This window comes from Burkholderia sp. ABCPW 14 (assembly GCF_001523835.1).
Lineage (GTDB): Bacteria > Pseudomonadota > Gammaproteobacteria > Burkholderiales > Burkholderiaceae > Burkholderia > Burkholderia mayonis.
The window spans coordinates 40,156-62,909 of record NZ_LOVS01000080.1; the positions used below are offsets into that span (position 1 = coordinate 40,156).

Here is a 22,754-nt window from a genome sequence, read left to right on the forward strand (position 1 = left end):
GCATGCGCATGCGGCGCGTCTGCGCGCCGCACCGAACAACGATCGGAGTGGACGGCAAACATGCTTCTTGGACGGACAGCAAGCGGTCTTTACTGGATGTATCGCTATATCGAGCGCGCGGAGAACACCGCGCGGATCGTCGACGTGGGATTGCGCATGGCGCTCACGCGCACGTCGGATGCGCCGGCAGAATGGTCGTCGGTGCTCGTCAGCTCGGGCGCGGACGACGGCTATCGGCAGAAGTACGAAACATACGCGGCCGATAGCGTTGCCGACTATCTGCTGCGGGATCGCGACAACTCGTCGAGCGTGCTGTCGTGCATCGAATACGCACGCTCGAACGCGCGGATGGTGCGCACGGCGCTCACGCGCGAGGCATGGGAAAGCGTGAACGGCGCGTGGCTCGCGATCAGGCGCGGGCTCGCGCAGCCGATCCACGCGAGCGCGCTTCCCGCGATTCTCGACGAGATCAAGCGCGAGACCGCGCTGATCCTCGGCAGCTTCTACAGCACGATGCTGCGCAACGAGATCTTCGATTTCGCGCAGATCGGCGCGTTCGTCGAGCGCGCGGACAACACCGCGCGAATCGTCGACGTCAAATATCACCTGCTGTTGCCGTCGGTGTCGCACGTCGGCACGATCCTCGACAACTATCAGTGGGAGTCGATCCTGCGCTGCGTCGCCGCGCACCGCTCGTACCGCTGGGTCTACGACGTCCAGTACAAGCCGCTCAACATCGCCGACTATCTGATTCTCAACGGACGGATGCCGCGCTCGCTGCGCTACTGCTACGGACGGGTTGTGTCGAGCCTCGATCATCTCGCGAAAGATTACGGTGTCACGCACGATTGTCACGAAACCGCCGCCAAAATCAAGCAGTCGCTCGAGGACAACTCGGTCGAGCGCATTTTCAAGAGCGGGCTGCACGAGTTCCTGACGGATTTCATCGCCAAGAACAATAGTCTCGGCCTCGAAATCGCCCAAGCCTACAACTTCGATTGAGATCAGCCATGCGCCTCGCCATCCGCCACATCTCGCGCTTTCAATTCGACGAACACGCCGCCTACGTATTGCAGCGGCTGCGGCTGCGCCCGCAAAGCGGTTCGTGCCAGACCGTGCGGGCCTGGCAAGTGACGATCGACGGCGTCGAGCCGACGCTGGGTTATGCAGACGGTTTCGGCAATCGCGTCGACCTCGTGCGGCACGAGCGCGACAAGCCGGAGATCACGATCGTCGCGGCGGGCGTCGTCGAGACGCAGGACCGCGCGGGTATCCTCGGCAATGTCGAAGGCTATGCGCCGCCGTGGATATTCGAGCGCGCGACTGACCTGACCCGGGCGGGCGATGCAGTCCGCGCGCTCGCCGACGCGCTGCCGATCGAGAACAAGAGCCTCGACGCGCTGCACTGGCTGATGACCGAGGTGCACAGCCGGATCGCCTACGAGCCGAGCACGCAGCCGGCGCCGCGCGACGCGGAGAGCGCGCTGCAAAGCGGCATCGGCACGAGCCGTGACCACGCGCACGTGTTCGTCGCCGCGGCGCGCGCGCTGAAGATTCCGGCGCGCTACGTGTCCGGCTATCTGCTGACGGACAACTCGATGCAGCGGATCGCGCAAGCGCTGCATCAGGCGAGCGGCGTCGCACAGCAGGCGATGCAGATGCGGCGCGACTCGGACGGCGCGCACGAAACGCCGGACGATGCGGCGGGGCAGCCGATCGTCGCGATGCAGGAAACGGCGGTCGCGACACAGCCGCAATCGGGCCACGCGTGGGCCGAGGCGTACATCGAAGGCCTCGGCTGGGTCGGCTTCGATCCGTTCATGAACCGCTGCCCGGACGAGCGCTACGTGCGCATCGCGGCGGGCCTCGACTATCGCGACACGATGCCGGTCTACGGTCCGGGGGCGAAGCCGCTCGGCGTCGAGATCAGCGTGATCCAGTCGCCGGAGCTCGTCTGACGCGCGCGAGCGCCGCGCAGTAGCGCAATGGACAGCGGCGCGGTTGCGCCGTGTCGTCGCGCAGCTGCATCGTCACATCCTGATCGCCCCTGCAACCGCATCGAACGGCCACGCCATGTCCATTCACGTCGCGCTTCACCACGTCACCCGCTATCGCTACGACCAGCTCGTCCAGCTCGGCCCGCAGATCGTGCGCCTGCGGCCCGCTCCGCATTGCCGGACGCCGATCCTGTCTTATTCGATGAAGATCGAGCCCGAGCAGCACTTCGTCAACTGGCAGCAGGATCCGTTCGCGAACTACATGGCGCGGCTCGTGTTTCTCGAGCCGACGCGCACGTTCGAGATCGCAATCGATCTCGTCGCGGAGATGTCGGTCTACAACCCGTTCGACTTCTTCCTCGAAGAGCACGCGGAGAACTTTCCGTTCGATTACGGCGACGCGCTGCGCCGCGAGCTCGCGCCGTATCTCGTGTGCGATCCCGATGCGAGCGCGTCCGACGCGTTTCGTTCGTATGTCGAATCGATCGACCGCACGCCGACGCGCACGATGAACTTCCTCGTTGCGCTGAACCAGCAGTTGCAGCGCGACATTCGCTATGTCGTGCGGCTCGAGCCGGGCGTGCAGACGCCTGCGCAGACGCTCTCGCTCGCGTCGGGCTCGTGCCGCGACAGCGGCTGGCTGCTCGTGCAGCTGTGCCGTCATCTCGGTCTCGCCGCGCGCTTCGTGTCCGGTTATCTGATTCAGCTGACGCCCGACGTGAAGGCGCTCGACGGCCCGAGCGGCGCCGAAGTCGATTTCACCGATTTGCACGCATGGTGCGAGATTTATCTGCCGGGTGCGGGCTGGATCGGCTTCGATCCGACGTCGGGGCTGCTCGCGGGCGAAGGGCACATTCCGCTCGCCGCGACGCCGCAGCCGACGAGCGCCGCGCCTGTCGAAGGGCTCGTCGACGAATGCGAGGTCGAGTTCGAGCACGAGATGCGCGTGACGCGGATCTACGAATCGCCGCGCGTGACGAAACCTTACAGCGACGAGCAGTGGCATCACGTGCTGCAGCTCGGCGCGCAGGTCGACGCCGATTTGAATGCGGGCGACGTGCGCCTGACGCAGGGCGGCGAACCGACGTTCGTGTCGATCGACGATCGCGACGGCGCCGAGTGGAACACCGATGCGTTGGGGCCGACGAAGCGCGGCTATGCGACGTCGCTCGTGCAGAAGCTGCGCGCCGAGTACGGCGGCGGCGGCTTTCTCCATTTCGGGCAGGGCAAGTGGTATCCGGGCGAGCAACTGCCGCGCTGGGCGCTGTCCGTGTTCTGGCGTGCGGACGGCGAGCCGGTCTGGCGCGATCCCGCACGCTTCGCCGACGAGCGCGACGCGTCGACTTGCGCGACCGCGGACGCCGAGCGTTTCATCCGCGCGCTCGCGGCGCGCCTGGGCATCACGAGCGAATATGTGACGCCCGGCTACGAAGACGTTTGGTACTACTTGTGGCGTGAGCGGAAACTGCCGGTGAACGTCGATCCGTTCGACGCGCGGCTCGACGACGAGCTCGAGCGCGCGCGGCTGCGCAAGGTATTCTCGCAGCAGCTCGACAGCGTGATCGGCTACGTGCTGCCGCTCAAGCCGCTCGCGCCGAACCCGGCGCTGGCGGGGCCGCGATGGGAGACGGGGCCGTGGTTCTTCCGTGACGAGCGGATGTATCTCGTGCCCGGCGATTCGGCGATGGGCTATCGTCTGCCGCTCGATTCGTTGCCGTGGGTGAGCCGCGGTGATTTTCCGTATCTCGTCGAGCGCGATCCGTTTGCGCCGCAGGACACGCTGCCCGATGCGAAGACGCTGCGCGCGCGCCATGCGGTCGGCGGGGACGACGTGGTGCGGGAGCCGGCCGCCGCCGCGCGCGACTTCGCGGCGCCCGCTCGGACCGTGATGCAGGCGCGCGCCGGCGAAGGCTCGAGCACTGCGCCGGCAAGCGCGGCCGACGATCCCGCGCGCTATCCGCAGCGCTTCGAATCCGCCGCGTGGATCACGCGCACCGCGCTGTGCGTCGAGGTACGCAACGGCGTGCTCTATGTGTTCATGCCGCCGCTCGCCGCGCTCGAGGAATATCTCGATCTGCTGACTGCGGTCGAGCTGACCGCCGAGTCGCTCGACGTGAAGCTCGTGCTCGAAGGCTATCCGCCGCCGCGCGACGCGCGCCTGAAAATGCTGCAGGTGACGCCCGATCCCGGCGTGATCGAAGTGAACATCCATCCAGCGCACGACTTCGACGAGCTCGTCCAGCACACCGAATTCCTGTACGACGCGGCCTATCGATCACGGCTGTCGAGCGAGAAATTCATGGTCGACGGCCGGCACGTCGGCACGGGCGGCGGCAATCACTTCGTGCTCGGCGGCGCGACGCCCGCGGACAGCCCGTTCCTGCGCCGTCCTGATCTGCTCGCGAGCCTGATCGCGTATTGGCACAACCATCCGTCGCTGTCCTATCTGTTCTCGGGGCTCTTCATCGGGCCGACGAGCCAGGCGCCGCGCGTCGACGAGGCGCGCAACGATCAGGTGTACGAACTTGATATCGCGTTCGCCGAGATCCGCCGCAACAAGCTGCGCTACGGCGAAGACATGCCGCCGTGGCTCGTCGATCGCGTGCTGCGCAACTTGCTGATCGATGTGTCGGGCAACACGCATCGCAGCGAATTCTGCATCGACAAGCTCTATTCGCCGGATTCGGCGACGGGCCGCCTCGGTCTTCTCGAATTGCGCGCGTTCGAGATGCCGCCGCACGCGCGGATGAGCGTCGTCCAGCAGTTGCTGCTGCGCGCGCTGATCGCACGCTTCTGGCGCGCGCCGTACACGACGCCGCTTGCGCGCTGGGGCACCGCGCTGCACGATCGCTTCCTGTTGCCGACGTTCGTGAAGATGGACTTCGACGACGTGCTGACCGAGATGCGCGAAGCGGGCTTCGCGTTCGATCCGGCATGGTTCGCGCCGCACTTCGAGTTCCGTTTTCCGTTGTTCGGCCAGGTCGCGGTGCGAGGCGTCGCGCTCGCGCTGCGCGGCGCGCTCGAGCCGTGGCACGTGATGGGCGAGGAGGGGGCGATCGGCACCACCGTGCGCTACGTCGATTCGTCGCTCGAGCGGCTCGAAATCCATGTGAGCGGGCTGAACGACAGCCGCTATGTCGTGACCGTCAACGGTCGCGCGCTGCCGCTGCAGCCGACCGGCACTGCCGGCGAGTACGTGGCGGGCGTGCGCTACAAGGCGTGGGCGCCGCCGTCGGCGCTGCATCCGACGATCGGCATTCACGCGCCGCTTACGTTCGACATCGTCGATACATGGATGCAGCGCTCGCTCGGCGGCTGCCGATATCACGTCGCGCATCCGGGCGGCCGCAACTACGACACGTTCCCGGTGAATGCGTACGAGGCCGAGAGCCGGCGGCTCGCGCGCTTCGTGTCGATGGGACATACGCCGGGTACGATGACGGTCGAGCCGGCCGCGCCGAGCCGCGAGTTTCCGTTCACGCTGGACTTGCGGCGTGACTGAGGCATGCAAATGCGCACGGAGGGGGCGGGTGCGCGCCGCGACAGCGGCGGGGACGAAACGCGCGATGCGCGGGCGCCGCGCGACAGACGTGCCGCGTCGGGCAGGAATGTTAGGATTCGACATCGATGAGCGGCACGCGCCGCACGCGGGCGGCATTCGCTTCGCGATGGCGGCGCGGGCCGTTCGCCTTTGAAGAATCGAATCGTGCTTTCACTTTTTTCCGACGACGATCTGGCCGCCGACGCGATGCAGACGCTATTCGACACGGGGTCGCAGCAAGCCGCGGCCGAACTCGGCGCGGCGCTCGCCGCGCCTGCGGTCACGGGCCGCTACGACGAACTGCGCGGCGGCGCGGCCACGTTTTCCACCGCGTCGCTCGCGCCCGCGTGGCGCGCGTTCTTCACGCAGCTCGGCAGTGTCGGTTTCGCCGATCTCGACCGACGCGCCGACGCGCTGCGGCGCCGCATGCGTGAGAACGGGCTTGCCTATCACCCGCACGAGCGCGCCGCGGGCGGCGGCGCGGTGCGTCCGTGGTCGCTCGACCTGCTGCCGCTGATCGTCGCCCCCGACGACTGGGCGACGATCGAGTGCGGCGTGCTGCAGCGCGTGCAACTCCTCAACGCGATCCTCGCCGATCTCTACGGAAAACAAACGATCCTGCGCCGCGGGCTCTTGCCGCCCGCGCTCGTGACCGGGCATCCCGGCTATCTGCGGCCGATGTGCGGCGCGCGCGCGCCGGGCGGCACGTGGCTGCACGTCGTCGCGTTCGATCTCGCGCGCGGACCGGACGGCGCGTGGCGGATGATGGCGCAGCATACGCAGGGCCCGTCCGGGCTCGGCTATCTTCTGGAGAATCGGCTGATCGTGTCGCGGCTCTTTCCGCGCGCGTTCCGCGGCCTGCACGTGCAGCGGCTCGCCGCGAGCTATCGCGCGTTGTTGCAGAGCATGCAGGCGCTGAGTCCCGCGCGCAAGAACTCGCGAATCGTGCTGCTGACGCCCGGCCCGCACGCGGCGACCTATTTCGAGCATGCGTATCTCGCGCGCTATCTGGGCCTCACGCTCGTCGAGGGCGGCGACCTGACGGCGCGCGATCAACACGTCTATCTGAAGACGCTGCGCGGGCTCGAGCCCGTGCACGGCATCCTGCGACGCGTCGACGACGAATGGCTCGATCCGCTCGAGCTGCGCCCGGATTCGCTGCTCGGGGTGCCGGGGCTGATGCAGGCTGTGCGCGCGGGCAATGTGCTGCTCGCAAACCTGCCGGGCTCCGGTTTTCTCGAATCGCCCGGCATCCTCGGTTTCCTGCCTTGCCTGGCGGAGAGCCTGCTCGGCGAGACCCTGTCGCTTCCCGCGGTGCCGTCGTGGTGGTGCGGCGAGCAAGCGGCGTACGACGAAGCGCTGCCGCTCCTCGCGCGCAGCATCGTGAAGCCGACGTTCCCGGCGAGCGTGCAGGCGGGCGGCGCCTTCGAGCCGGTGATCGGCGCGCGGCTCGCGCCGCAGCAGCTCGCCGAATGGCGTGCGCGGATCGCCGCGCAGCCCGCGCACTACACGATTCAGGCGGACTTGCCGTTGTCGCAGGCGCCGACGTGGGCGGGCGGCGCGCGCGCCGGAGACGGCGGCGCCCGGATCGTGCCGCAGCCGCTGCTGCTGCGCGTGTTCGCGCTCGCGGACGGCGCGGGCTCGTGGCGCGTATTGCCCGGCGGGCTCGCGCGTGTCGGCACGCGCGACGAGCTGTTCAACGCACCGATGCCGCGCGGCGGCAGCAGCGTCGACACGTGGGTGATGACGGAAGGCGCGGTCGATCCGACGACGCTGCTGCAGACGCACCTCGGCCCGGACGATCTGCAGGAGCGGTCGCGGGCGATCGCGAGCCGCGCGGCCGAGAATCTGTTCTGGCTCGGCCGCTACACCGAGCGCGCGACGAACCTGACGCGGCTCGCGCGCAGCGCGCTCGAACGACTGCGCGGCGAGGAGGATGTCGAGACGCCCGTTCATCTGCATTTGCTCGACGCACTGTGTCGCGACAACGGCTTGCTGCCCGCCGACGCGCCGTCGGCCATCGAGACGCCGCACGCGTTCCAGCAAGCGTTGACGCTCGCGCTCACGCATCGGGCGGATCGCTCGACGGGGATCGCGTCGTGCCTGTTCGGCATGCGCGGCGCGGCGGCGGCGATTCGCGAGCGGCTGTCGCGCGAGCAATGGCGGCTGATCGACGACGCCACGCAACTGTTCGACGAAGGCGGCGACGACGCGGAGCCGGAGGAGCAACTCGGCAACGACGCGCTGCAGCGGCTCGAGCGCCTGAATCTGCTGCTGTCGGCGATCACGGGCGCGCAGACCGACCACATGACGCGCGACGACGGCTGGCGCCTGCTGTCGATCGGCCGCCAGATCGACCGCCTCGAATTCCTGTGCGGTGTGCTGAGCCGCGCGTTCGAGGGCGGCGCGATTCACAAGCAGGAAGGCTTCGAACTCGTGCTCGAGCTGTTCGACAGCGCCATTACGTTCCGCTCGCGCTTCCAGCGCTGCTTCGACGTGGCGCCGCTGCTGTCGCTCGTCGTGCTCGACACCGACAATCCGCGCTCGCTTGCATGGGTCGCGCAGGCGCTGCGCGGTCGATTGTCGAAGGTCGAGCGCAGCGAAGGCTACGCGTTGTCGGAACTCGCCGACGGGATGCCGGATATTGCAGGCTGGTCGCTGCATGTGCTCTGCGAGACCGACGGCGATGGCCGCCACGCGGCGCTGCTCGCGCACCTGCAGGCGTGCAGCAAGGCGACGTGGGACATGTCGAACCGGATCGGCGAGCGTTACTTCAGCCACGTGCGCGAGGCGGGCAGGTCGCTATGGGGATGACGACGCAATCGCGGGCGAACGCGAAGACGCGCACCCGCACGCGCAAGGCGGCCGCACGCACGGAGCAGGCGGGCGGCGGGCTGCTGCGCGTCACGCACGACACGCGCTATTGCTACGCGGCGCGCGTCGAGTCCGCGCAGCATCAGGCACGCTTGCGGCCGCTCGAGACGCCGCGGCAGCGCGTGCTCGAGTTCTCGCTCGAGATCGATCCGCGCGCCGAAGGGCTCGTCGTCGATACCGATTCGTTCGGCAACCAGCGCACGTCGTTCGCGCTCAACCAGCCGCACGAGGCGCTCTTCGTGCGCAGCCGCAGCGTCGTGCGGATCACACCGCCCGCGCTGTCGGCCGGCAAGCGGGGCGAGCCGCCGCCCGCGATCGCCGCGCCGCGCGACGGCTGCGCGAGCACGTGGGAAGCGGTGCGCGAGCGTCTGACGTTTCGCGCGGGACGGCCGTTCGATCCGGCGAGCGAATTCGTGTTCGCGTCGCCGCACGTCGCGTGCCATCCGGATCTCGCCGCGTATGCGGCGGCGAGCTTCGCGCCGGGCCGCCCGCTCGTGCAGGCCGCATGGGAGCTGATGCGTCGCATCCACGCGGATTTCGCGTATACGCCGAACAGCACCGACGTCGGCACGACCGCGCTCGACGCGCTCGCGCTGCGCAGCGGCGTGTGCCAGGACTTCGCGCACGTGATGATCGGCGCGCTGCGCTCGCTCGGGCTCGCCGCGCGCTACGTGAGCGGCTACCTGCTGACGCAGCCGCCGCCCGGGCAGCCGCGACTGATTGGTGCGGACGCGTCGCATGCGTGGGTCGAGGTCTACGATCCGGCCTGGCCCGAGGACGGCGGCTGGTTGCAGCTCGATCCGACCAACGATCGCGCGCCCGGCGACGATTACGTGATGCTGTCGATCGGCCGCGATTACGCGGACGTGACGCCGCTGCGCGGGGTCATCCGAGGCGGCGGCGCGGATCAGGTGCTGACGGTCGGGGTGACGGTCGAGCCGCTTGGCCCGGCGTCTTGACGCCGAACGCGGACATCATCGCCGTCTATGCGCGGCGCCGTCAGACGCCCACGCGGATTCGCGCATTCGTCGATTTTCCGGCGGGCGAACTCGGTAAGTGGCACAACGGATAGGCGCTTCACCCGGCGCGTGTGCGGGGAGACGGGGCGTTTCGTTCGGATTCCTTGTCGCTGGCGGGCGGCCGGATCGGTTGGGATATCACGCGTCGAGCGGCTGCCGACACCGATCGCCGTTCGATGCTCGCCATAGAACGATCGTCGAGAATCGAGCATCGTCGGATCGATCGGATCAGGCCGCATCCTTGCGTCACATGCTTGCGAGCAGCTTCCCGAGTTTCTTGCCCGCGTAGCGCGCCTGCGCGACGCTCAGCGCCGAATAGCCGACGACCACGCCGGCGGGCAGCGCCGCGCGCTTGCAGAACGCCCGCAACGGCTGGAGCGCCAGGCCGGCCTTCGTGGCATGCGCGACGAAGGCGCCTTCGTCGATGCCCTGCCCGAGCCATAGCACGAAATGAAATCCGGCGTGCTCGCCGGAAATCGCGTAGCGGCCGTCGGCGTGCCGACGAAGCTGATCGAGTACCGCGTCGCGGCGCTGCAGGTAGGCGTGGCGGCTCGTCCGCAGATGCTTCGCGAAATCGCCGCTGCCCACGAAGCTCGCCAGCGCGAGTTGCTCGGTCGTGCCGACCGAGCGTCCGATGACGCGCCAGAGCGCCGACATCGACGATTGCAACCACGCCGGCACGACCATGAACCCGACGCGGATTCCCGAAAAAAGCGTCTTGTTGAACGAGCCGCAGTAGATGACCCGGTCGTGCACGTCGAGCGATTTCAGCGCGGGCAGCGGCGCCGACTGATAGCTGAATTCCCCGTCGTAGTCGTCTTCGATCACCCAGGCCTGCCGGGTGTGCGCCCAATCGAGAAGATCGAGGCGCCGCGAGACCGACATCGTCACGCCGAGCGGGGACTGATGCGCGGGGGTCACGTAGGCGGCGACGGCGTTGCGATGATCCGTCAACGCGCGCGTGTCGATGCCTTCCCGATCGACCGGAATGCAGACCGAATGGGCGCCCGCCAGCTCGAAGATTTTCTGCGCCGTTTGATAGCCGGGATCCTCCATCAGGACTTGGCTGTCCTTGCCGAGGATCGTCCGGGCAATCAGATCGATCGAATGCCGGATGCCGGTCGTGATGAAGATGTCGGCCGCGCCGCACGGGATGCCGCGATATTTGCGCAGATACTCGGCGATCTGCTCGCGCAGCGACTCGGCGCCTTGCGGCGACATCGCGCAGAGCTCGGCCGGCGTCGCATCGGACAGGCCTTTGCCGACGTGCTTCTTCCAGTTTCGCATCGGCAGCAGATCCGGATCGGCCAGGCGCGCGACGAACGGGACGCCTGCCCGGACCGGACCATCCGGTTCGGCCACGCGCTTGCGTGGGGCTTTCTCGGCCGGCGCCTTGCGTGGACGGGACGCAAGCTTTTGCGGTCGTCCTGTCGACGACAGGTAGCTGTCGGGGACGACGGCGCTCACTCGCGTGCCCGAGCCGTGCGAGCGCGCGATATAACCTTCGGAGCAGAGGCGGTCGAACGCCGCCTCGACCGTGCCGCGCGCGACGCCCCATCGCGCGGCGAGCGTGCGCGTGGACGGCAGGACGCTGTCGCCGGGCAGCAGCTTGCCCAAGATGGCGTCGCGGATCGCATCGCTGATGCAGTCCTGCTTCGACTGCGCGGAGCGATCGGACAGGCCGGGCGGGCGCGGCAAGTCGAGCGGGATCGCGGTTTTTCCTCGCGTCATAGTGGTCTATTTCACATTTTATTAAGTGGTTCTTCAGCTTATACCACGTGGCTTTTACATTTCGGCCTGCAGTTATGACAAACATTCCGAGGGCCAATTGGATACAGCGAATACCAACGAGAAATTCACGATCGCTGTCATCGGGGGCGGCGCGGCCAGCGTCGCTTTTCTTCACCACTTCACCCGTCTCGTGACGCCGTCCGTCGCGGCGCGCATTCGAATCGAGGTGTTCGAGCCGAGGCCGTCGGTCGGCCCCGGCCTCGCGTACGGGGAGGATGTGGGGGCGCTGCTGCTTAACCGCGCCGTCGAGACCATGTCGGTGTCGGCGAGCGATTTTTCGACGTTCGCGTCCTGGGTGCGGTGGAAGAGCCACCATGAAGACGATCTGAACGCGTTGGCGAAGCAGGATCTGTCCGCCACCTATGTGTCGCGCCCGCTGTTCGGGCGCTATCTCTGCGATTTCTTTCAGGAGACCCGATCGATCGCGCATCGCAAGGGCCTCGCGATCGACGTCAGGCATCACGCAATCCGGTCGATCGAGCGGAGCGTGCGCTATCGGCTGGATGCCGGCGAGCGCATTTACGAGGCAGACAGTGTGATCGTCGCGATCGGCAACACCGGGCAGAAAGACCTCTATGGGCTCGACGGACATCCGTGTTACATCTCGACGCCTTATCCGCTTTCGCAACAGCTGCTGTCGCTTGCGGCGGCAAGGCGAATCTGCATCATCGGCGCCAGCCTGACCGCCGTCGACGTGGCCGTGAGCCTCCACAAGTTTTGGCCGGACGTCGAGATCCATATGGTGTCGCCGACCGGCACGCTGCCTTACGTGAAGGGCAAGCAAGTCATGCCACGGCCGCTTCGTTTCCTGACCGAAGCGAGCATCCGGGCGCTGACTTCGGGCGGCGCGCGCAAGATCGGCCTGCGCGCGTTGACGCGGCTGCTCAGGGCCGAATTCAACGCAATCGGAGAGGACTGGCGTCATCTTTTTGCCCGGCACGACGATGCCGTTGCGCTGCTGCACGACGAAATCGAATATGCCGACCGCGAACGCGCGTGGCAGACGATTCTCGTCGCGACCAACGGCGTCGTCGAGCAAGCCTGGAACGCACTGGATCCGGATGGCCAGGCGCTCTTCCTCAGGCGCTTTGCTCGCCAATGGCTGGCCCGCCGCGCGCCAATGCCGCTCGATAACGCCAAGGTGCTTGCGCGGATGCTCGACGACAAGCGTCTCGCTTTCGTCAAGACGCCCGTCGTGTTTGACCGCACCGCGCGGGCGTCGATCCGTCTGACCGGAATCGGCAAGGGATCGAGCGACGCATACGACTACGACTACGTCGTGAACGCAACCGGTTCGGCCAAGGACATTGACAGTCCGGCCATCTCGCCGCTTGGCTGGCAGATGCTGCGGGACGGACTGGCCGTGCCTGACTGGCGCGGCGGCATCCAGGTCGACTTCGATACCGGCGCGATCCTCGACCGCAGCGGCGAGCCGGACTGGCAGTTGCGCGCGTTGGGCCATATCACGTGCGGCACCTATTTTTACGTGAGTTCGCTCGAAATGGTCGCGAAGCGGGCGTGCAAGATCGCCGGCGACATCGTTTCGGCGCTGTCCGAGAACGTCACGCTGCGGCCGCTAGGCAAGGTGGCCGCATAGACCGACCCAGATGAAAACCACCGACAAGAAGACATTGCCCGACTGGGGCTGGCTGTTGCTGTTGATGCTTGTCGTCTGCCTGCCGCGCGCGACGATCGATGCGTATCTGCCGTCGCTGCCCGCGATGGCGGACGCGCTTCACGGCACCGACGCGCAAATTCAATCGACGTTGACGATGTACATGGTCGGCTATGCGCTGTCGATGCTGATATCCGGTCCGCTTTCCGACCGGTACGGGCGCAGGCCGGTGCTGCTGGGCGGCATGCTCGTGTATCTGTGCGCGAGCGCCGCGTGCGCGACGGCGACGAGCATCCCGGCCATCGTCGTCGCGCGAATCTTTCAGGCGTTGGGCGGCTGCAGCGGCACCGTGATCGGCCGCGTCATCGTGCGCGAGCGTTTCGATACGACAATGCAGGCGACGATGCTCAGCCGGATATCGGCCGGCATGGCGTTGTCGCCCGTCGTTGCGCCGCTCGCCGGCAGCGTCGTCGCGCAATGGTGCGGCTGGCGCGGCGTCTTTGCGCTGCTGGGGCTGGCCGGAACGGCGGCTGCGCTGATGGTGCATCGCTACTTGCCCGAGACGCGCGTGCGCGATGCAGGGAACGAGCGCCACGCGGGCCTGCTGAAGACCTACCTGTTGCTGCTCGGCGACCGCCGGTTCGTTCGCTATTCGCTTGCGATCGGCTTCGTGTATTGCACATATTTTCCGTTCATCGCCGAATCGTCGATGCTGTTCCAGCGGACGCTTCATGTATCCGGCACGGTCTATGCGGCGATATTCGGCATCACGGTGCTCGGCTATCTGATCGGATCGAGCATCTTTCGCCGAACCAGCAGCCGATTCGGGATCGACGCGATCATTTTGTCGGCCGCGCTCGTCAATCTGCTCGGCGCGGCTGCACTGTGGATCTGGACGTCCGTCGCGTCGCCATCCGCCTGGCCGATCGTCGTGCCGATGTTCGTCGTCATGGTGTCCGTCGGCGTCTCGATCCCGGCCTGCCAGTTTGCCGTGCTGCAGCCGTTCGCGAAGATCGCCGGCACCGCTTCCGGGCTCTTCTTCTTCATTCAGATGGCGATCACCGCGGGCTGCGGCGGGATATTGAGCGCGCTGTCGGACGGCTCCGCGCGACCCATGGTCGTGATGACCGCCGCTTCGAGCGCGGCGTTCCTGGTCGTCGTCGCGTTCTTCCGGCAGCGGGAAATCCGCTGGTCGCTGAAAGGCCTGCTGTCGCGAGGCTGACGAGGCAGACGTTCGATCGCATCGCAGGTTCGAAGTCGGCGGCGGTGCTTCGAACCCGACGAGCCGGACTTCTGCTCAGCTTCGCGATGCTGCTCGCCTATCGGCAACGGCGTGCGCCAGCCGGCGCGGCGCAGCGGCCGAAGCCGATGCCGAAGCCGAAGCCGAAGCCGAAGCCGAAGCCGAAGCCGAAGCCGAAGCCGCGTCGGAACGGCGACGCGTTCAGATGTTCCATTGCGCCGAGGTATCGTGCAGGCGCTGCCGCAACTGCTCGATTTCGTGCGACAGCTTCGCCGTCAGCGATACGTACCCGGACAACTGCGCGGGCGGCACGTTTTCGCCGAACGGCGCGGCGGACCCGGCCAGCGGCCCGAGCCGGCTCAGCGTGCCGAACTTGAGCGCGCGGCCGGCGCCGACGAGCATCTCCTGAATCCGCCGGTTGCTCGCCTTCATCTGGACCTGGACGAATCGTCTGCCGGCTTCGTCGTCGGCGCCGGGCTGCAGGGTCGACAGGATCTCGAGCGAGCTGATGCATAGCCGCAGACCGCGCTGGATCGCCTCGAGCTGCGGCATCGACACGGAAATCTCCTTCGATACCGACGGCATCAGCGAGCGAAGCTGGACGAGGAGCGTATTGAGCTTCGCCATGTCCTTCAGATGCTCGTTGTCGCTCACGTAGCGCTCGCCCGCGATTCGCGCATGGACGGCCGCGCAGCCGCGCAGCGCGTCGGCCAGCTTGTAGCGCCACGAGTAGGTCGCGTATAGCGGCAGCGCGAACGAGAATGCCAGCGCGATCACGATGCCGTTCAGCACGTTCACCGCGCGCCAGAGGCCATCGGCGATCTCGTTGTCGCCGTGGCCGGCGACGATCACCATCGTGATCGCGGACAGCAGCGCGATGTAGCCGGCCTTGCCGATCGCGTGATATGCGCAGACGCTGCACGCGACGCTCATGACGAGAAACGTCAGCGGCGATAAATGCACCGTGGTCTGAAGCAGGATCAGCAGCAGGCCGGCGATCGCGCCGATCAGCGTGCCGAGCGCGCGTTCGGCGGCCTTCTTGCGGATGTTGCCGTGGTGCTGGAGGCCGCCGATCACGATCAGCACCGTGATCGTCGCCCATTCGCCGTGCGGAACGTGCAGGCCGGTCGTCAGTGCGATCGAGGCCAGCACGCTCAGCGCGACGCGCGCCGCGTGGATCAGTTTCGCGTGGCGGTAGCGGCGGTAAGGATCGAGCACCGGGCGCAGTGCGTTGCGGGCGAAACCGGGCAGGCGGGTTTGTAAGGTCGACGTCATGAAACTGCGGAGTGGGCGAGAAGGCTGACCGCCATGCGCGACACGCGATGAGGCGGGGTCGATCGTTACGCTAACCTAAGCATGATGCGCTGTCCATCTCGGCGAAAACGCAACGCGGCGATTCGTCTGCGTGATGCGGGCGTGGCGGGTCGTGCGACGCGCGGTTCGTTGAAAACGGTTGCCGACGGATGCGCTGGCCGACATGGCGGCGGAATATCGATTCGATGTCCGATCGATGTGCTTTCGGTCGCGGCGGTTCGGTTCGGTCCGGCTCGGCGTGCTTGCTTCGTCGTTATCGGGCGATTGCGTCGCGCGGCGTGTGGCGGTGCGATGCAGTGAAACCCTTCGAGCGATGACGTCGCGTCGATGCGCCAGGTCGCGCAACGCGGCCGTCTCGGTCGCGCTGCCGGGCCGAGGCCGCTGGCCGAAGGCGCAATCGATGGACCGTCTGGCGGCGATGGCGTCCTTTGTCGGTGTCGTGGAGGCGGGCTCGTTCTCGCGCGTCGCGCGCTACGCGCCGCGAAACCGGTCGCGATAGGCGTGCAGCGACGTATCGAACGCACGCACGAAGCTGCGACGCAGCGTCGCGACGCTGCCGAACCCGCAGCGCAGCGCGATCTGCTTGACGGGCAGCGCGGTTTCGCCGAGCAGGTTCCGCGCGGTCTCGACGCGGATGCGCTCGACTGCTTTCGCAGGCGTCGTGCCGAACGTGTTCCGGTAGTGGCGCACGAAGCTGCGCTCGCTCATGTTTACGCGCGCCGCGAGCGTCGGCACCGACAGGTCCGCGGTCAGGTGGCGCCGGATCCACGCGTGGAGATCGGCGAACTGCCCGGATGCGCTCTGCAGCTCGATCGACGTGCTGAACTGCGCCTGGCTGCCGGGCCGCACGAGGAACGCGACGAGATGGCGCGCGACCGCGAGCGCGAGCGTATGGCCGCAGTCGTTCGTCACGAGGCGCAGGCACAGGTCGATGCCGGCCGTGACGCCCGCCGACGTCCAGATCGGCCCGTCCTGCACGAAGATCGGTGCGCGCTCGACGCGCACCTGCGGAGAGCGCCGCGCGAGTTCGTCGCAGCACTGCCAGTGCGTGACCGCGCGGCGGCCGTCGAGCAGTCCGCACGCGGCAAGCAGGAAAGCGCCGCTGCAGATCGATACGACGCGTCTCGCCTGCCGCGCGTGCGCGCCGAGCCATGCGAGCGTGTCGGCGTCGCGCGCCGCCGCGTCGACGCCGATGCCGCCCGCGACGATCACCGTGTCCGCCGGCGCGTCGGTGGGCGGAAGCGGCTGTGTCGACAGCGACACGCCTGTCGACGTCGGCACGCTGCGCCGGCCGCGCGCGACGACGCGGATGTCGTACGGCCCGGCCGCGCCGGTTTCGCGCGCGAGTTCGCTGGCGCTCGACAGCACCTGCAGCGGACCCGACAGATCCAGGAGATTCACGTCCGGAAAGACGAGGATATAGACGATCATGCGCGCATCGGGGAAGCGTTGGCGGAAACTGCAACCAGTTTGGCACAACCGCCAATCGACCGCGCGCTAAGCTGGTTGTCGTGCGGGGCGTTGCGTTTCGTCCCGCGCATCCTGCGTCTCATCATCTCTTTTCGAAAAAGGACGACCCGTGTCCCCGACTGCACAACGACCTCTGACAATCGGTTTTCTCCTCGCGCCCGGCGTCGCCGTGATGGATCTCTTCGGCGCGCACGCCGTGTTCGGCTTCGCGCCGCAGACCGAGCTGCACATGCTGTGGAAGACGCGCGATGCGATCTCCGCGCTGCCGCCGTTCCCGATCGCGGCGACGACGACCTTTGCCGACTGTCCTGACGATCTCGACGCGCTGGTCGTCGGCGCGGTGCCGGCCGACGTGATCGCCGACGAAGAAGTGGTGGCGTTCGTGCGCCGGCACGCGAGCCGCGCGCGCTACGTGATCGGCATCTGCGGCGGCGTGCTGCTGCTCGGCGCGGCGGGCCTGCTGGACGGCCGCCGGGCGACGACCAATTTCCACGTGCTCGATGCGCTCGCCGACCTCGGCGCGCAGCCTGTCGGCGGCGGCGACGTGGTGATCGACGGCAATCTGTATACGGCCGGCCCGGCCACGGGCGGCTTCGAGGCGGCGCTGCTCGTGCTGGCCGAGTTGCGCGGCGTCGAGCAGGCGAAGCACGTCGAGCTGACGATCGAATATCATCCGCGCCCGCCGTTCAACGTCGGCACGGTGGAGCTGGCCGGTCCGGCGCTGGCGAACGAGGTGCTGGCCGCCCATGCGTGGTTCTTCGATCCGTGCAAGGACGCCGCGCGGGCGATGTACGGGCGCGGGCGCTGAGCGCGGGCGAACGTGCGACGCGGCTCGATTCGGCGGGAACGCGGCCGGTTCCGCCGAATGCGTCGAATCCGTATCGATCGGCGATGACGCGCGCGCATGATTCGAGCGGACGGCCGCCCGGCAGGCGCGGTGAAAGACGGGAGCGCGCCGCGGCACCGTCGCATCCGTATCGATCGACGATGAGCGCGCGCCCCGCGCTCGGTGCGATGAACGGGGAGGGGCGTCGTGCGCCCCGTCGAATCGACGGACGACGATGCGCACGCGGGTCCGAGATGGACCGCCGCGCGTCGGGATGACGAAGGAAGCGCGCGGGTGGGCGATAAAGAAACGGCGCCGCGCTCGTGCGCGCCGCCGCTCGCGTCACAAGGACGTCAGCGCGTGAGCGCCGAGAAGCCGTCGAGCAGGCGGTCGATGTCCGCCGGCTCGATCGCGCCCATCGTCGACACGCGGAACAATTCGTTCGACAGCCCGCCCTGGCCCGCGTAGATCACGAAGCCGCACGCCTTGAGCCCGTCGTGCAACTGTTCGTACGCGACGCCGGCGGGGAGCCGGTAAGCGCGCAGCACGACCGACGATTCGCCGTCCGGCAGCACGAGCGGCATCCCGCGCGCGGCGAGTCCGGCGCGCGCCTGCCCGGCGAGCGCCGCGTAGCGCGCGTGGCGCGCGCGCCAGCCGCCTGCTTCGTCGAACTCGCGCAGCGCTTCGACGAGTGCGTAGTACGCGTGCACCGACGGCGTGAACGGCGTGTTGCGCACGTCCTGCAGCTTCGCGAGCCGCCCGAGATCGAGGTAGTACGTGCGGCTCGCGGCCGATGCGAGCGCGCGGCGGCGCACGATCACGAACGCCGCGCCCGGCACGCCGTGCAGGCACTTGTTCGCGGTCGCGGCGACGGCGTCGATGCCGCCGCCCGCGAAATCGATCGCCTCCGCGCCGAAGCTGCTCACGCCGTCGACGAGCATCCGCACGCCGCGCGCGCGGCACACGGCGGCGAGCGCGTCGAGGTCGTTCAGGCGCCCCGTCGTCGTCTCGTGATGGATCACGGCGACGTGCGTGATCGCGCGATCGGCGTCGAGCTTCCCGGCGACGCGGGCGAGATCGGGCGCCTGCATCCAGTCGTGCTTCAGCACGTCGTGCGCGATCCGGTATTGCGTCGCGATCTGCGTGATCCGCTCGCCGTACACGCCGTTCTCGATCACGAGCAGCTTGCCGTTTTCGGGGACGAGCGCGGCGATCATGCTCTCGACGGCGGCCGTGCCGGAGCCCGTCATCAGCACCGCGCTCCATTCGTCCGGATCGAGCGCGTAGGCGGCGACGAGCCGCGCGCGCGCCTCGTCCTGCAGATCGAAGAACTCGCTTTCGCGGTGGCACAGGTCCGGCTGGAGGAGGCTGCGGCGCACGCGCTCCGTCAGCGTCACGGGACCGGGGTTCAGCAACAGCATCTTCTACTCCTTGTCAGGCTCGCGCCGCGCCGATGTGGCGCATCAGGCGCGTTTTCACGTCGACGGGCGTCACGCTCGGGCGAGGCAGGCCGTCGGGCACGCCGGTGCGGATCGCGAGCCGCGCGAAGTGCGCGCCGTCTCGCCGCGCCGCCTGCTCGCCCGCGCGCGCGGCGTCGAACGCCGCGTCGAGCACGCCGAGGTCGTCGCCTTCGACCGCCGATGCGTAGCCGCATGCGGCCGCGACGCCCGCGAACGACACGTATTGCGACACGGTCGCCTGGCCGCCCGTCGATTCGTGCGCGCCGTTGTCGAGCAGCAGATGCATGAGGTTCGACGGCCCGTACGCGCCGAGCGTCGCGAACGCGCCCATCCGCATCAGCGCGGCGCCGTCGCCATCAACCGCGACGACCGACAGATCCGGCCGCGCGAGCGCGAGGCCGAGCGCTAGCGGCGTCACGCAGCCCATCGAGCCGACCATGTAAAGCTGGTTCGGGCGGTCGTCGAGCGCGTACAGCTCGCGGCCGCAGAAGCCCGTCGATGCGAGCACGACTGTCGAATCGGCCGGCGTGCGCTCGACGATCCGCGCGAGCGCGTCGCGACGCGTCGGCCAGCCGGCGGGCGCGGCGACGTACTGCGTCGAACGCGCGGCGACGTGCGCGCGGCGCTCGGGCATCGCCGCGTGCTTCAGCTCGTACGGCGCGACGCTGCCTTTCTGCATCACGAACGCGTACGGGCGGCCCGTCGCGTCCATGTGCGCGATCGCGCGGTCGAGCGCCGGGCCGATTGCGTCCGCGTCGGTCGGGAACGTCTCCCACGGGATTTCCATCGTATCGAGCATCGCCGGCGTGACCGGGCCCATCAGCGCGTGCTGTGGCTCGTCGGGCACGCCCGGCTGGCCGCGCCACGTGACGATCAGGAGCTGCGGCAGCCGGAACGTCCACGTGAGCGACGTGAGCGGGCTCACCGCGTTGCCGAGCCCCGAGTTCTGCATCATCGCGATCCCGCGCCGGCCGCCGAGCGTCGCGCCCGCGACGAGCGCGACCGCATCGCCTTCGTTCGCCGCCGACACGTAATGGAGCGCCGGGTCCTGCAGCACGTAATTGATGAACGGCGTCAGATACGAGCACGGGACGCCGGCGTACCAGTCGAAGCCGCGCGTGCGCGCCGCCTCGACGAACTGGGCGGCTTCGATCATCTAGCGCCTCCGTTGACCGTGTTCTGTTCCGCGTACGGCGTCTGGCCGTGCGCGAAGTCGCCCGCGCGGCGGAAGTCGTCGAGATCGTTGACGCCGCGCCAGTGGCCGTGCACGTATTGCACCTCGATCTTCTCGCCCGCGTCGACGAGCGCGTTCAGGAGCGCCGGCAGATCGAGCGAATCGAAATCGTCGCGGGCCTTCAGCGCGTCGAGCATCGCCTTGAGCCGCGCGACGCCCGCGCCGCGGACGTTGAGGAGACCGATCCAGCGGCCGTGCGGCTCGCCTTCGCTCGCATCGCTCGACACGCGGCGCAGCAGCGCCTTCTGGCCGAACAGCCCGCGGTCGTCGGCGGCCGAGCACAACGCGAAGTCGCGCACGCTCTGGTTCGACGGCTGCGTCTGCGACGAATCGACGACGACGCTGAACTCGGCCTCGCTCTCGGCGAGATCGCGCAGGATGTAGCTGCGGAACAGCAGGTCGCCGTACGAGATCACGGTGTCGCCCGAGAGGCGCTCGGCCGCGCAGGCGAGCGACGCGAGCTCGCCCGTTTCGGCGTGCCGCTCGTTGACGACGAGCTTCACGCCGGACGTGTCGATCGCGTCGGCGCGATAGCCGCCGACGACCGTGATGTCGTTCACGCCCTGCTTCTTGAAGCCGTCGACGAGCCAGCGCAAGAGCGGCTTGCCGGCGACCGGCAGCATCACCTTCGGCTTGTCTTCGGTGACGGCCTCGAGCCCCGCGCCGCGGCTCGCCGCGAGCACGAGCGCGGCGTTCGACGCGCGCGCCGACGACGACAGGTAGATCCGCTCGGCGGCCGAGTATTCGTCGGCATCCTGCAGGCGGAAGATCTCGTTGACGCTCGCGACGCGCTCCTCGACGTTGACGAGCGTCTCGCTGTCCTGAATTTCGCGGGCGACCGCCTGCATCGCGGACGCGGACGCGCGGATCAGATGGTTCGCCCAGATCACGGTGCTGATGCCGGCCTGGCGGAACACGTCGGTGGGCGTGCTGTAATACTTGGTCGGCACGATGACGAGCGGCGCGCGGCCGCTCCATTCGCGCGCGAACTGCAGGATCTCGTCGGGCCGCGACAGCTTGCTGTGGATCAGGATCGCGTCCGCGCCCGCCTCGGCATACGCGTTCGCGCGGCGCAGCGCCTCGTCCATCCCCCAGCCGGCGATCAGCGCCTCGACGCGCGCGACGATCGAGAAATCCGGATCGCTCTGCGAATCCTTGCCGGCCTTGATCTTGCCGCAGAACTCGTCGACCTCGGCGAGCGGCTGGCGCTCGCCGTCGATGAAGCTGTTGGTCTTCGGGAACTGCTTGTCCTCGATGCACACGCCGGCGATGCCGCGCTGCTCGAGCTTTTTCACGAGACGGCGGACGTTGTTGAAGTTGCCGTAGCCGGTGTCGCCGTCGAGCAGGATCGGCAGATCGCTCGCGTCGGCCATGAATTCGAGCACGTCGACGACCTGCGTCCAGCTCGCCTCGTTGTTGTCGCGCACGCCGAATTGCGCGGAGATCGCGAGCCCCGACGCCCAGATCCCCTTGAAGCCCGTCTCGCGGACGATCCGCGCGGACAGGCCGTTGTGCGCCTCCATCAGGAATTCGAGCTCGTTGCTCGTCAGCATCCGTCGCAGCCGCGCGCTGCGCGATTCGGTGAAGTTCGGTTCGCGTGCATTCATCGGATGGCCCCTATCGTGCGTTGGATTTGTGGCAAGACTTCGTCGCGCGCCCGCGCGACGTCCCCCGGAAAATCGATTTCGATCCACGGCGCGCCCGTCACGTCCGCGATGTCGAACGTGCGGCCGCCTTCGAGCAGCAGGTCGCGCACCGCCTCTTCGTGCGGCATGTTCGCGCGGCCGCCGTCGACGTAGCCCGCGACGATCTCGGCGAGCCGCCGCGCCGTGCCTTCGCTGAAGCGGAAGAAGCCGACCGATTCGCCGATCGTGTCGTACTCGAGGCCCGCGGCGACCTGCTTGCGCAGCTCGACGGGCACGCCGTCCTTCACGCACAGCTTGACGGGCTCGTCGCCCGTTTCGAAATCGCGGTCGATCAGGAGGCGATCGACCGCGCGCGACGGATCCGCGACGAGCGCGTGGAGGATGCTGTCGTCGTAGAGCACATCGGCGTCCATCAGCAGCACGTCGCCGCCGCGCGTGAGCGCGTCGGCGGCCGTGTGGACGGTCAGCACGCTGCCGAGGCCGTGGCGCGGGTTCAGCACGATCTCGGCCTGTCGGTTCAGGCGCGCGAGCTCGGCTTCGACCTTCTCGGACTGGAAGCCGAGCGCGAGCACGATTTCGTCGACGCCGGCCGCGTCGAGCACGCGCAGGTGCCGCTCGAGAAGCGACGTGTCGTCGAAGCGCAGCAGGCACTTCGGGAATTGCGCCTCAGGGGGCAGTTGCAGGCGAAGGCCTAAGCCCGCCGCAAGAATGATGGCTCGCATGAGTT

16 protein-coding genes are annotated in these 22,754 nt (G+C 68.2%); 8 read left to right on the forward strand and 8 right to left on the reverse strand.

Going from position 1 to position 22,754, the window contains the following annotated elements:
• Positions 1 to 60 precede the first annotated feature (60 nt).
• The 5 genes from WS62_RS11865 (at position 61) to WS62_RS11885 (ending at position 9,371) form a co-directional block, all read left to right on the forward strand.
• The gene (locus WS62_RS11865; RefSeq protein ID WP_066571007.1) at positions 61 to 1,002 is read left to right on the forward strand and encodes an alpha-E domain-containing protein; all 942 of its coding nucleotides are present in this window, start codon (positions 61 to 63) and stop codon (positions 1,000 to 1,002) included.
• 8 nt (positions 1,003 to 1,010) lie between these two features.
• Complete coding sequence (locus WS62_RS11870) at positions 1,011 to 1,958, forward strand: transglutaminase family protein (RefSeq protein ID WP_066571008.1); 948 nt, start codon at positions 1,011 to 1,013, stop codon at positions 1,956 to 1,958.
• A 115-nt stretch (positions 1,959 to 2,073) separates the two neighbouring features.
• Positions 2,074 to 5,499 (forward strand): transglutaminase family protein, encoded by a 3,426-nt coding sequence (locus WS62_RS11875; protein ID WP_066571009.1) that lies wholly within the window; start codon positions 2,074 to 2,076, stop codon positions 5,497 to 5,499.
• Between the two features lie 246 nt (positions 5,500 to 5,745).
• Positions 5,746 to 8,352 carry a circularly permuted type 2 ATP-grasp protein gene (locus WS62_RS11880; protein ID WP_231748268.1) on the forward strand — a complete coding sequence of 869 codons (2,607 nt, stop codon included), beginning with the start codon at positions 5,746 to 5,748 and terminating at the stop codon, positions 8,350 to 8,352.
• Entirely contained in the window at positions 8,343 to 9,371 is a 1,029-nt protein-coding gene (locus tag WS62_RS11885; protein ID WP_066489135.1) for a transglutaminase family protein, read from the forward strand. The genes WS62_RS11880 and WS62_RS11885 overlap by 10 nt, the downstream gene beginning before the upstream one ends.
• 306 nt (positions 9,372 to 9,677) lie before the next feature.
• Here WS62_RS11885 and pdxR read toward each other — a convergent pair whose 3' ends face one another.
• Positions 9,678 to 11,162, reverse strand: coding sequence for a MocR-like pyridoxine biosynthesis transcription factor PdxR (gene pdxR / locus WS62_RS11890; protein ID WP_066571010.1), 1,485 nt, complete (start codon positions 11,160 to 11,162; stop codon positions 9,678 to 9,680).
• A gap of 25 nt (positions 11,163 to 11,187) precedes the next feature.
• Between pdxR and WS62_RS11895 the strand changes: the two genes are divergently transcribed.
• Together WS62_RS11895 and WS62_RS11900 are read left to right on the forward strand one after the other, a co-directional pair.
• The gene (locus WS62_RS11895; protein ID WP_231748267.1) at positions 11,188 to 12,819 is read left to right on the forward strand and encodes an FAD/NAD(P)-binding protein; all 1,632 of its coding nucleotides are present in this window, start codon (positions 11,188 to 11,190) and stop codon (positions 12,817 to 12,819) included.
• Positions 12,820 to 12,829: 10 nt separating this feature from the next.
• A complete protein-coding gene (locus tag WS62_RS11900; protein ID WP_066571012.1) occupies positions 12,830 to 14,059 on the forward strand; it encodes a multidrug effflux MFS transporter in 1,230 nt (409 codons plus the stop codon).
• 97 nt (positions 14,060 to 14,156) lie between these two features.
• Here the strand turns inward: WS62_RS11900 and WS62_RS38625 are convergent, their stop codons facing one another.
• The 3 genes from WS62_RS38625 to WS62_RS11915 form a co-directional block, all read right to left on the reverse strand.
• Positions 14,157 to 14,291: a hypothetical protein gene (locus WS62_RS38625; protein WP_269435276.1), complete on the reverse strand. Its 135-nt coding sequence runs from the start codon at positions 14,289 to 14,291 to the stop codon at positions 14,157 to 14,159.
• The gene (locus WS62_RS11905) at positions 14,279 to 15,352 is read right to left on the reverse strand and encodes an FUSC family protein (RefSeq protein WP_066571013.1); all 1,074 of its coding nucleotides are present in this window, start codon (positions 15,350 to 15,352) and stop codon (positions 14,279 to 14,281) included. The genes WS62_RS38625 and WS62_RS11905 overlap by 13 nt, the downstream gene beginning before the upstream one ends.
• Before the next feature lie 510 nt (positions 15,353 to 15,862).
• Complete coding sequence (locus WS62_RS11915) at positions 15,863 to 16,822, reverse strand: GlxA family transcriptional regulator (protein WP_066571015.1); 960 nt, start codon at positions 16,820 to 16,822, stop codon at positions 15,863 to 15,865.
• Between the two features lie 148 nt (positions 16,823 to 16,970).
• Between WS62_RS11915 and WS62_RS11920 the strand changes: the two genes are divergently transcribed.
• Positions 16,971 to 17,669, forward strand: coding sequence for a DJ-1/PfpI family protein (locus tag WS62_RS11920; protein ID WP_066571016.1), 699 nt, complete (start codon positions 16,971 to 16,973; stop codon positions 17,667 to 17,669).
• Positions 17,670 to 18,040: 371 nt separating this feature from the next.
• Here the strand turns inward: WS62_RS11920 and WS62_RS11930 are convergent, their stop codons facing one another.
• The 4 genes from WS62_RS11930 to WS62_RS11945 are packed head-to-tail and all read right to left on the reverse strand — an operon-like array spanning position 18,041 to position 22,749.
• Complete coding sequence (locus WS62_RS11930) at positions 18,041 to 19,108, reverse strand: 2-aminoethylphosphonate aminotransferase (RefSeq protein WP_066571018.1); 1,068 nt, start codon at positions 19,106 to 19,108, stop codon at positions 18,041 to 18,043.
• Between the two features lie 13 nt (positions 19,109 to 19,121).
• A complete protein-coding gene (gene aepY, locus WS62_RS11935; RefSeq protein WP_066571019.1) occupies positions 19,122 to 20,303 on the reverse strand; it encodes a phosphonopyruvate decarboxylase in 1,182 nt (393 codons plus the stop codon).
• Positions 20,300 to 21,988: a phosphoenolpyruvate mutase gene (gene aepX, locus WS62_RS11940; RefSeq protein ID WP_066489156.1), complete on the reverse strand. Its 1,689-nt coding sequence runs from the start codon at positions 21,986 to 21,988 to the stop codon at positions 20,300 to 20,302. The genes aepY and aepX overlap by 4 nt, the downstream gene beginning before the upstream one ends.
• The gene (locus WS62_RS11945; RefSeq protein ID WP_066571020.1) at positions 21,985 to 22,749 is read right to left on the reverse strand and encodes a phosphocholine cytidylyltransferase family protein; all 765 of its coding nucleotides are present in this window, start codon (positions 22,747 to 22,749) and stop codon (positions 21,985 to 21,987) included. Before WS62_RS11945 ends, aepX begins: the two co-directional genes overlap by 4 nt.
• Positions 22,750 to 22,754 lie beyond the last annotated feature (5 nt).